General features: G+C 56.5%; 4 protein-coding genes. All 4 read left to right on the top strand.

Translation table 11 applies throughout. The features are described 5' to 3' along the window. Positions 1-118: 118 nt before the first annotated feature. The 4 genes from SACSAC_RS08240 (at position 119) to SACSAC_RS08225 (ending at position 12,177) form a co-directional block, all read left to right on the top strand. Positions 119-3,352, top strand: a complete 3,234-nt coding sequence (locus SACSAC_RS08240; RefSeq protein ID WP_084777972.1) for an immunoglobulin-like domain-containing protein — start codon at positions 119-121, stop codon at positions 3,350-3,352. Positions 3,353-3,660: 308 nt separating this feature from the next. Continuing rightward, positions 3,661-5,712, top strand: coding sequence for a methyl-accepting chemotaxis protein (locus SACSAC_RS08235; protein ID WP_245608608.1), 2,052 nt, complete (start codon positions 3,661-3,663; stop codon positions 5,710-5,712). 296 nt (positions 5,713-6,008) lie between these two features. Next, positions 6,009-8,057, top strand: a complete 2,049-nt coding sequence (locus tag SACSAC_RS08230) for a methyl-accepting chemotaxis protein (protein WP_245608607.1) — start codon at positions 6,009-6,011, stop codon at positions 8,055-8,057. Between the two features lie 217 nt (positions 8,058-8,274). Beyond that, complete coding sequence (locus SACSAC_RS08225; protein WP_037285239.1) at positions 8,275-12,177, top strand: TerB N-terminal domain-containing protein; 3,903 nt, start codon at positions 8,275-8,277, stop codon at positions 12,175-12,177. Positions 12,178-12,244 lie beyond the last annotated feature (67 nt).

Here is a 12,244-nt window from a genome sequence, read left to right as displayed (position 1 = left end):
AAAATAGTCGGCGTTTGCGAATAACGGTAGTGTTCACAAAATCGACACTCGCTTATACTGATAAAGATCAATTCGGTAAGCTTGCCATTCGAACAAAGAGAACCGGGAGGAAAGGGTCATGAACATACAAAAGCGTCGATCGGCGACCGCAAGGTTATGGAAAGGAAGTTTACGTCTTCTAATGTGCGTAATGCTCGTGACAACGGGCATGTTCGCAGCCGGAGGGCTATCCGTGCGTGCCGAAGAAAATCGGGTTACGGCGTCGGACTGGGCTACGCTGTACGCGGCTCTTCGGGATAGTGCCAGCGGCACGATCATCGAACTGGATCGCAATATTTCGGAACAGGGACGCTATGTGGCGGTTCCTGCGGGCCGGAGCCTTACGCTGGACTTGTCAGGATACGACCTGTCGATCGAGACCTCCGAGATGGCTGCGGCGATCGGGGTGCCTCAAGGCGCTTCGCTCGCGATCAGAGCAACGGGCGGAGGGAGCTTGACGGCAAGGGGAGGCATGTACGGAGCGGGAATCGGGGGCGGCCGTAATGAAACGGCGGGAACGATCATTATCGAAAGCGGAACGGTTACGGCGACGGGCGGGACCTTCGGAGCGGGAATCGGAGGAGGCTATCAAGGCGCGGGGGGAGAAATCAGGATCGAAGGCGGAACCGTCGTTCTTTCCACCGATGCCGGAACCGGTCCGGCTGTCGGAGCGGGAAACTCGGCCTCCCGTCCGTTCTTTTCCTTGATCAATACAGGGACGATCACGATTCCGTCGGGGCAGCAGTTGAATGTTCCGGCGGGCGTTACGGTCGAAAATGCGGGAATCATCAACGGGCAAGGAAAAATCAGCGGAAGCGGAAGAGTTTACGATACCGGAACGATCAGCGTTTCCGTTATGGGTCCACAGGTAGTGCATGACCGTTACACCCTGACTTTTGAACTGAACGGAGGTACGAGCGCGGTGCCGAGCCCGATCGTTTTGTACGCGACGAGTCTGGAGCAAGCCGGGCTGATGCTTCCCGCTTCTCCGACGCGCGCGGGGTACTCTTTCGAAGGCTGGTATACGGAATCGGTGGGCGGCGAACAGGTCACGCGGTCAACGGTAATCAGCCGGGATCTAACACTGCACGCGCGTTGGCAAATGCTTGCGCCTCTGACTGTCGTTTTGACGACGACGGCGAACGATCCGACGAACAAGCTGTTTGAAGTCGTTGCGTCGTTCAGCGAAAACACCGCGGGTTTTGACGTGACGGATGTGCAGGTGGTCAACGGTCTGGCGCAATCCGTTGTTGGTAACGGACAAACCTATACGTTAAACATCCTTCCGACAGCGGAGGGCGCAGTCCAAATCGCTATACCGGCAGGAGCGGTTCAGAGTGCCAGAGGAGTCTTGAATACGGCCTCCAATGTGTTGAGTCTTCAGTATGACGCAACCGCGCCGACCGTGGCGCTGACGACAACGGCGGGCAATTCGGTGAACGGGTCGTTCGAAGTGACGGCTACCTTCAGCGAAGACGTCGTCGTCTTGGACGAAGGGCGTATCGAAGTCGTCAACGGAACCGCGAGCAATGTCCGGGCATCTGGCACGAACAGGGTGTATAGCTTCGATGTCGCGCCGGACGGCGAAGGTGCAGTGACGGTGAATATGTCGGCCGGAGCGTTTCGCGACGCGGCGGGCAACGGAAATGTGCCTTCCGCTCCGCTGAGCCGGATTTACGATATGACGGCGCCGGTCATTAAACTGAACGGCGAGAACCCGACGGTCGTAGGGATCGGAGCGAATTTCTCCGATCCGGGCGCCGCGGCCGAAGATGATCAAGGAGGCGATCTCTCCAGCATGATCACGGTGTCGGGCGCGGTCGATACGAATCAGGCGGGAGCGTACGAGCTTGTTTACCGGGTAAGCGACCCGGCAGACAACGAGGCGGAAGCGAAACGAATCGTCCATGTTATCGAACCGCCTGTCTTGACGCTTAACGGCAAGACCGATATGACGATCGAAGAAGGCGGGATATTCCTCGATCCGGGCGCGACCGCTTCGGATTCCTATTATGGGGATCTGGCGGACCGTATCCGGACGCAAGGAACGGTAGATTCCCAAAAACCGGGCGTGTACACGCTACGCTATACGGTTGATAACCCGATCGGCCAAACGGCGGCAGCGGAACGGAAAGTCACGGTCAATAAGGCCTCGGTGGTACAGCCTCCGGTTATTCCGGCTCCTTCGGTGCCGTCTCCGGTTGATCCTGTGCCTTCCGATTTTGATTCTTCGGTTTCTGGAAGTGCCGGCGATCGCGCGGGAGACGGAAAGCTCACGCTGGCAGCCGGTCAGGCGGGGGAAGAAAGCCTGGGATCGGGAATCTGGCTGCGAATTCCGACAGGCGCGACAGACCGGCAAGCGGATATCGAAATTCGCGTACTGCCGTCTTCGGAAAGCGGATTGCCGGACGGAGTCGAATCGCTGGGTCCGACGTACAAGCTGACCAAAAGCGACCTTTCCGATTTCCTGCGCCCGGCAAACCTGACCTTGACGTTCGATCCAGCCAAACTGTCGAACGGGGAGCGTGCTGCCGTCTTTTATCGAAAAGATTCGTCCGACCCTTGGAGTGAAATCGAAGGCGGAACGATCGAATCCGGCAAAGACGCGATCGGCCAAGACCTGCCGGATCGGTCGCGGATTACGGTAGAAGTGAGCGGTGCGGGCCAATTTGCGGTATTGGCGGCGAAAAAAGCCGAAGCCGGAAATGAAGGAGCTTCCGGCGGAGGCGCAGAGATGCCTTCGGCGGACTTCGCGGACCTGTCCGGCCATTGGGCTGCGAACCTGATTCGCGAAGCGGTATCGAGCGGCATCGTCAAAGGTTATGCCGACGGCACGTTTCGTCCCGCGGAGGCGGTAACGCGAGCCGAATTCACGGCGATGCTGGTCCGGACGTTGCTGCCGACGGGAAGCGCGGCGGATGCAGCCCTGCCCGAAGCAGATAACGACGATCGGCCGGAGCTTACGGCATTCGCGGATCGTGCGGCGATTCGCGCCTGGTCGAGGGAGTCGGCAGCACAGGCCTATGCGCTGGGTTGGATTCAGGGCGACACGGACGGGAATTTCCGTCCTGACGAGCCGATCACGCGGGCGGAAATGGCCGTTATGCTGGTCCGGGCGTTGAACCTGAAAGGAAGCGCGGAAGCGGCTCCGATCTTCCGGGATTCGGCGGATATTCCGGCATGGGCCGAGGAAGCGACTGCGGCTTTGGCCGAAGCCGGTCTGCTTCAAGGCCGTCCGGACGGGCGGTTCGCGCCTAATGCCCCTTCGACGAGAGCGGAAGCGGTGCAGGTACTGATGACGACGAATAAGTAAGCATACATTTGATCGGGCAGTTTCTTTGCACGGCTGCCCGACAAGGTTTGTACGAAAATGGAAGATATTCGAATCGCATGATCGAACAATCTCGCAATCCGCCGTGAAGGGGAGGGCGGGATTTTTTGTTTATCCGGCAGAATGATTTTGTCCAATAGTCGGAGCAAGCTATACATATTGCGAACAGGAATGTCGAATAAATAAAAGAATGCAAGGCGACAAAAAACATTTTAAGAAGTCGAAAAATATCGAATTTTATGCATGCCTTATCTATAGGGTTTTTGCGTGGAAACAGGAAAGGAACTGTTATGAACAGATTTCGAGGAATGACTCAAAGTTTATTTTTACGTATTATGTTCGTGATCGCTTTAAGCATGGCTCTGGCCTTGGCCGCTTCTGTAGCCGCGATCGGCTACATGACAACGCGTTCGTACGAAACGCTGAACAGCGATTCCTTGAACCGGACGGCAAACGAAAAAACGACCGAGCTGGAGCGGACCATCACCGCGCAGCGTAACGCGGCCGATTCGATCGCGAGCGAGATTTTCAATGTCGATTTTTTTGAAAAGTTGGATCGGACGGGAACGGCCGATCCGGCGGATTCTGCGCGTATTCGAGAATCCTTGAACCGGAAATTGAACGGTTCGAACGGATTGTACGAAAACATATTTTTCACCTATGCCGACAAAGTTTACGCGGACGGCTTATCGGGCGTGTCCGAGGGCACGGATATGCTGTCGACTTCGCCGTGGTACAAGCCGGTGCTCGACAGCGGGAATTCGTTGGTCGGCGATGTGCAGACTTCCCCGGTGACGGGACGTCCCGCCATCGCGATCGCTTCGCCGGTCAAAGGCCCGGAGACGAACAAGGTATTGAGCGTGTTCGCGCTGCCTATCGATCTCAACGTTCTGTTGAGCGGGGTAACCCATAAAGAAGAGCAGCAGATTATTTCGACCGTGGTGACCGACCCGAGCGGCCTGGTCATTGCTTCGCAGGATGCCGATCAAGTCCTGCAAACCGACTTTAACCAATTAAACAATCAAAAAGGCATGACGCAGCTTTCGACGGCGTCGAACGGCACGGGTTACATTACGATCGACGGCGAGCGGTATTTGGCAGCTTTCATCAAAAACGATGTGTTGAATATGAACGTCGTGACTTTTTTGCCCGTCAGCAGTTATATGGATACACTGTACGGCATGTTGGCCGCGATGATCTTGATCGCCGTCGGCGCCTTGCTGATTGCTTTAACGGTGATGTTCATAGTCGTTCGCAACATCGTGCGTCCGATCCGCGCGGCGTCCGGTCAATTGGAAGCGATGGCGCAGGGCGACTTTTCCCGGGAAATGCCGGAAAGCTACGGGAAAAAATCGGACGAAACGGGCATGTTGATCCGTTCGATGAACAACATGCAGGAAAACACCAAGCAAATCATCCGGTCGGTCAATCAAGAATCGGCTTACCTCAAAGAATCGGCAGCCGCCGCGAGCGCGATGTTTGCCGAGATCGATCGGGAATTGCAGGACGTGTCGGCGACGACGCAAAATATGTCGGCGGGGATGGAAGAAACGGCGGCTTCGGCGCAGCAGATCAACGCGTCCACGAACGAATTCGAAAAAGCGATCGGCTCGATCGCGGCGGGGGCCCACGAAGGCGCGGAAGAAGCGGCCGTCATCAGCAAGCGCGCGGAAGATTTGAAAAGCGCGTTGGAACGATCGATCACGGAAACGAAGGGCGCGTACGACGAAGTGAAATCCGGCTTGGACGAAGCGCTCGAAAACTCTAAATCCGTCGACGAGATCAAAGCGCTCAGCGAAGCGATCCTGCAAATCACCCAGCAGACCAACCTGCTTGCGCTCAATGCGTCGATCGAAGCCGCGAGAGCGGGCGAAGCGGGCAAAGGATTCGCGGTCGTGGCGGACGAAATCCGCAAACTGGCCGACGCTTCGAAAAACACGGTCGGACAGATTCAGACGATTACCGGAAACGTCACGGAATCGGTAGGGAATCTTCAGCAATTTACGCAGCGGCTCGTCGAACTGTTGACCGGCAAAGTGATGGAAGATTACGCCATGATGAACCGAACCGGCGAAGCTTACTTGAACGACGCCAATTACATGGACCGCATGGTGTCCGAATTCAGTTCCACCAGCGAGCGGCTGAGCGCGTCCGTGCAGAACCTGGCGCAGGCGATCCAGGAAATCTCCGGTTCCAACAACGAAGCGGCGGAAGGCACGGAAGAAATCGCGGACAAAACGGCTTCGGTCGTGGACAAAGCGAACGGAATCGCCGGAGAAGCGCAAAAAACGAACGACAGCGCCGATCGCTTGAACGCCATCATGCGCCAATTTAAATTCTGATCGAATTCTTCATTGTTAATTGCATAGATTGATAGGTCTTTAGATCCATTTCTTTTCTTTATAAGAAATGGATCTTTTTATTTTGCAGGTAAGTCCAAAAGCTTTTCGTACCAACGGTTTTAGCGATCGACCGACTTTCTTGAGAAATAAAAATTTAAATATTTTCTTTATCCGACTAAAAGGTGAATCAACCAAGCAAAAAGAGGTTAATAGTCGAATGGAACTAGATCGCACACTCTCTAATTCCAAGTGATCAAATTGTATAAAATTATACGATAGAGGAGCCTTTTTCAACAATGAAATCTTTTCGAAGCCTGAACAAAAGTTTGTTTTCGCGCATTATGTCCATCACGGCCTTGGGAATCGCGTTATCCATGATCGTGTCCGTTGCCGCCATCGGCTACATGACGACCCGTTCTTACGAAAAACTGAACTCGGACTCGTTGACGCGGGTGGCGAACGAAAAAGCGACCGAGCTCGAACGGATCATCGCTTCGCAGCAGAATATGGCGAATTCGATTTCGGAAGAATTATTCACTGTCGACTACTTCGAAAAATTGAACGACACGGGCGTGACCGACCGGGCCGGTTTCGATCGTATTCAAAACAGCCTCAATCGAAAGTTGGCGAATTCGAACGGGCTGTACGAAAACATCTTTTTCACATACGAAGACATTTTGTATCTGGACGGTTTGTCCGGCGCTTCCCAAGGAACCGACATGCTGTCGACTTCTCCGTGGTACAAACCGGTACTCGACAGCGGCGGTCCGGTCGTGGGCGATTTGCAAACGTCGCCGGTAACGGGACGTCCCGTCATCGCGATCGCTTCGCCCGTCAAAAATACCGCCGATCAAGTGCTGAGCGTTTTCGGCCTTCCGATCGATATCGACGTTTTGCTCAAAGGAATCACGAACAAGCAGGACGACCAGGTCATCACGACCGTGGTCACCGACGATAAAGGCTTGGTCATCGCGTCGCAAAACGCCGATCAAATCCTCAAAACCGATTTTAACGAACTGGACAACGAACAAGGGATGCAGCAGCTTGCGACCGCCGAAAAAGGCACGGGTTACGTCACGATCGACGGCGTGAAGTACCTGGCTTCCTTTATCAAAAACGACGTGCTGAACATGAACGTCGTGACTTTTTTGCCGGTCAGTTTTTACATGAACGAATTGTACGGCATGCTGGCGACGATGGCTGTCATCGCGATCGTCGCCCTATTGATCGCTTTGACCGTTCTGTTCTTCGCGGTACGGGGCATCGTGCGTCCGATCCGCGCGGCTTCCGAACAACTGGAACTCATGGCTCAAGGCGACTTTTCCCGGGAACTGCCGCGCAATTACGAGAACAACAAGGACGAGACAGGCGTGTTGATACGCTCGATGAACAAAATGCACGATAATACCAAGCAAATCATCAGTTCCGTCAACCAGGAAGCCGTGTACCTCAAAGAAGCGGCGGGAGCCGCGAACGTCCTGTTTACCGATATGGACCGGGATTTGCAGGACGTATCGGCGACGACGCAAAACATGTCGGCGGGAATGGAAGAAACGGCGGCTTCGGCGCAGCAGATCAACGCGTCCGCGGACGAATTCGAAAAAGCGATCGAATCGATCGCCAAAGGCGCGCAGGAAGGGGCGGGCGAAGCGGCGGTCATCAGCCGGCGGGCCGGCGACCTCAAAACGGCGTTGGAGCGGTCGATCGCCGAGACGTCGGTCGTGTACGCAGAAGTCAAAAGCGGTCTCGACGAAGCGCTCGAAAAGTCCAAATCGGTCGACGAGATCAAAGCGCTCAGCGAAGCGATCCTGCAAATCACCCAACAAACGAATTTGCTTGCCTTGAATGCTTCGATCGAAGCGGCGCGCGCGGGCGAAGCGGGCAAAGGGTTCGCGGTCGTTGCCGATGAAATCCGCAAACTGGCCGACGCTTCCAAAAACACGGTCGGACAGATCCAAAATATCACGGTCGGCGTCACGGAATCCGTCGGCAACCTGCAGCAGTTCACGCAGCGCCTGGTCGCTCTGCTGACGGGCAATATCGCCGATGATTACGCGATGATGAACAAAACGAGCGAGTCTTATCTGAACGACGCGACGTATATCGACCGCATGGTCGCCGAATTCAGTTCCACCAGCGAGCAGCTGAGCGCTTCGGTTCAGAATTTGACGCAAGCGATCAACGAAATCTCCGGCTCCAACAACGAATCGGCGCAAGGCACGGAAGAAATCGCCGATAAAACGGCCGCCGCCGTAAGCCAAGCCAACCAAATCGCCGAAGAAGCCCGAAAAACGAACGACAGCGCCGACCGACTCAACCGGATGATCCGGCAGTTTAAATTTTAGTCTTCGATAAAGCCATATCCGTGATCGATTCAGCCGTCCTCCGTTACCTAACGGAAGGCGGCTTTTTTTGAGAAAAGCGAAAACAGGTTCCCCTTTTCTTGTCGAAAAGCATTTATCCGCGGATAAACGGTGGTATAATGAACGAATCGAAAATTCAGGCAATCTCTTGATTCGAAGACAGGTTCAATCTGTCGGACAAGAGCGTTAGGGGAGTAAAATGAGCGACTTTTTCGCAAGAACCGCAGCTTATTCCTATCATCTATATTTGAGCGCGGACGGCGGGGGCAAATTCTGGCTGAGCGCGACGGACGGGGAAGGTCCCGTCCTGCTTCGCGATGCGCTGACGCCGCTGCCGCGCTATATGCTGCCGGAGTATCGGCTGAACCGGGAAGAGACGCCGATCCGCGCTTCCCGGCTGCTTGTCGTTCGCGATACGCTGCTTAAGGCGATCGGGCGCGGCGACGCGCCGGGGCTGCATCTGCATCTGGGCGACGAGGTCGAACTTGCCATGATGGCAGACCCGGACGGCGATTACGGCGTGACCTTTTTCCTTGATCATGAACGTTCCTCGTTAATCGGACGCCTGCCGGAAGGCTCGACTTATCTGGAATCCGGTTGGTTGGGGCGCTTCGGGGACAACGGGTATGAGTTGATCGATCTGCCGGGCTTCGAAGAAGACGATCTGGACTGGATCGGTCGGCGGATCGGAACGGACGAGTGGGAAGAACTGCTGGTGCAGGCGATTCCGGCCATGCGCGACCGTTCATTGCGCGTGCATAGCGAAATCGAATATTCGCCGGAGCCGGTCGGACATATCGACATTACGGATTGCGGCGAAGATTACGCGGCAGTCGAGGTCGCGAGCGGGAATGAAACATTGAGATTACAGGGGCTGGACGGCTATGTCCTGCAAGCCGCTTGGACGGATGCGAAGGCGGATAAGCAAGAAGGCGGACAAGCCGATTATTCGGAGGCGCAGATTCTTTTGGAATCTTTGCCCGATTCGCCGGAGCCCGATGCGAGAGGAACCTTCTTCATGCGGCCTGCCATGGACCGGGAGCAGATGCGCCGCCTGTTCGGCAGCGAATCCGGCGGAACCGTGCGGGGCGACGAACTTGCGGAATTCGCCCGTTTGGTCGAACGCGAATGGGGAGCGATGGTAACGGGAGACGCTCTGGTTCGTTTCCGCGATATGCATCGCCTCTATGACGCATCGGATTGGAGTTGGTCGCTTCGCGGCGGACCTGTGCCGGATCGCGGGGTAGGCGTCGTCCATGCCGAGCCCGTATTGAGCGTAGGGGAGCAAAAGTTCACGGCAGCCGAATTGACGGACGCTTGGAGCGAAGGACGGCGCTATCTGCGTTTGGAGGACGGGTGGATCGATTTGGAGGCCCCCGAGTTTGCCCGCAGTTTGCGCGAGCATGGGGCGGGCGGAGGATCGGCTGGCCTGATCTCCGCAGGCTTTTCGTACAGGCAGCGGATCGGATTGCCGGGCGAATCAATAGCCGGAGAGCTGCCGATCGAACTGGAAGGTCCCAAGCCGGTAGAGAGCGAAGAAACAAGCCCTGCTTTGGTTCACCTGCGTTATTTGACAGGCTGGGGCATGAACGGAGGGCTGTATGGCGGCGTCGAGCACAGGTTGCAAGAATTGAGGACTTGGATCGCGGAGACTTTGTCTGCATCGCCGGATTGCCGGATGCTGGTCGTCGGGCGGCGCGAGCTGTTGGCGGCGTTGGCGGAACACAGCGACCCGGTCGATCCGCCGCCGAAAGCCGGTCTGCCCGTGCGTTTTCTCGAATCGTCTCCGAACGAAGAAGAGGATACGAAGCAGGCCGGATTGATTCTGGTCCCGGTATCGTCGCTGCAACGGGCCGATTTTGAAGCCCCGCTGCGCGCGGATATTTTGCTGCTGCTTGAACCGGATACATCCGTGCGTTCGGACGAGACGCGGCTGTTCAGCCGGATCGATGCCGCCGAGGCAAGGGTTCGTCTGGCGATTTATTCGGACGAAGGGCAGATGAACGATGCCCGGGTGCGCGCCGTGCAGGTGCGTTTGCTGAAACTGTACGATTCGCTGACTCGCAGCTATTTATTGATCGACCCGAATAAAGGCAAGCCTGCCGCGGGAGCCAGACCGCCTTTAAGGGACGTTCCTTCTTTTCAGTTGCCTTCTTGGCGAAAAGAAGACGGGATGGCCGAGATGTTCGTGGACGAGGCCAAGGTTCAATCGCAGACGCCGCCGAGTCGGGGGATGGCGATTCCGCCACGCGTTGACGGAGGCGGCGGAAGAAGCTTCGATGCTTCGCGCGGCCGATCGGGAGCGTCGGGTTCGGAACGCGAACCGGACCCGCGAGACATTCAGACGTCGCGCCCCGAACCGGAACGTACCCCGTCGTACATCCCGCCCAAGCGTCGCCAACCCGCGTACGGCGGCGAAGCCCGTCCGATCCGTCCCGTGCAGCAGCAATCGGCGGAGCGAGAGTTCATCGAGCGGGCGCGCGAGCATGCGGACCGTACCGAATCGGAAGTGCCGTTCGTTTCTTTTTCGAGCTACTGGCCGACCTATGCCGCAATGAAGCCGGAGCAGGAGCAATGGTACTTCTACTGGAGAACCCAATTCCGCCGAGGCGAAAAGGTCGAGACGGACCTGTCCTATCTGTTCATCTATGTCTACGAATTGATCAACGGCGTAGGTTGGGACAATCCGCAGGACGGACTTTCCGCGATGATCCGGGTATGGGAGAATTACCGCGCCCGCTTCCGTCGCCTGGACGGTTACATGGCCGATTGGGTCCGGGAATTTGCGTTGGTGAATTCGCTCGATTTGCCGGATTCGACCGCTTTGGAACAGACGGCGGGACAGTTAAAAGGCGAATTGCTGGATCTCGAATTGTCCCGCCGTTTGGAGGAGAGTCCTGCGGAGCTGACATGGGAATTGATTGCGAGGCTGTCGGATTACGATATGACGACCAGTCGCTTTTATAAGGATGCGGGTAAAAAGGCTTTGCCTCGCGTCTTGCCTCACGTGGTTCGCGCCATCGACGAACATCTGATTACCACGCGCGGCATTCGGCTGACGGGATTGTTCCGCGCAGCCGATATACGGATTACGGAGCGCTACTTGTTCCGCAGCGCCGTTTACGATCCGGAAACGTACGGGCGAACGTTCCTGGTGCGTGCGCCGAAGCTGAGTCTGCACGCGCAGCTTCGCGACTTTATGACACAGGTAACGCGGCAGACGGAAAATGAGCTTCGTGCCCGGTTTAAATTCGGCGGCCGCTTGCGCGGAATCAAGCTGGACCCCGAGATTTCCGAGACGATCGCGGCGGCGGTAGAGCGCGAGTTCGTTCCGCCGGAAGAACGCGTATTGCCCGAACCGCCCAAGCGGCCCGAGGTGCGGTTCAATCTTGAAGAGCTGGATAAGCTTCGCCGTGATTCGGATGAAGTGCTGCGCATGTTGACCGGAGAATTGATGAGCGCGGGGGATGCGGCGAAGTCGATAGCGGAGCCGAAGACGGAAGCGCAAGGCGAGACCGCCGAGTACGAAGGCTTCGAAACGATGGAGCTGCCGGAAGACGCGGAAGAGGGCTGGTCCGTTGACGCTGTGCCGGGAGCTCTCTCGTTTGATCCTGTCGCTGGCGGTTCGAAGATCGAAGGGAAAGCGAGCGATCCGGTTCGATCTTCCGAAGCTGGACAGGATCACTCAAACGCATGGGAAAATGATCCGGCTATTCAACTCTCGAACGCAGGGACGCCGGCCTCGGATGTTCCGTTTTCCGAACCGCAACCGTCTGACCGCGAAAGCCTGGAAGCCGATACAAACCTTGTTGAGCCTTCAAGCGTAAGCGAAGACGACTGGGACGCTGAAGCTCTGGATGAAGATTGGCAGTCGCTGGCCGCGCTCCTGACTTCGGCAGATCGGCAGATGCTGCGCGCGGTGCTGCTGCATGCAAGCGACGCCGAGCGAATGAGCATTGCCGGGGCGACGGGCGAGCTGCCGGAGACGGTAATCGACCGAATCAACGAAGCCGCGATGGAGACGATCGGGGATTTGTTGATCGACGCGGGCGAAGTGCTGGAAGAATATGTCCCGATCTTGGAGAGGTTATATGAACGATGATCCGACGAAATTCCGAAAATTCGCGAAAGCTTGTTTTTGAATCGGAACATGGGGAAAGAGTATGGTA

This window comes from Saccharibacillus sacchari DSM 19268 (assembly GCF_000585395.1).
Classification (GTDB): Bacteria; Bacillota; Bacilli; order Paenibacillales; family Paenibacillaceae; genus Saccharibacillus; species Saccharibacillus sacchari.
Note: the sequence above shows the minus strand (reverse complement) of the source record. Positions and strands in the feature narration are given on the sequence as shown.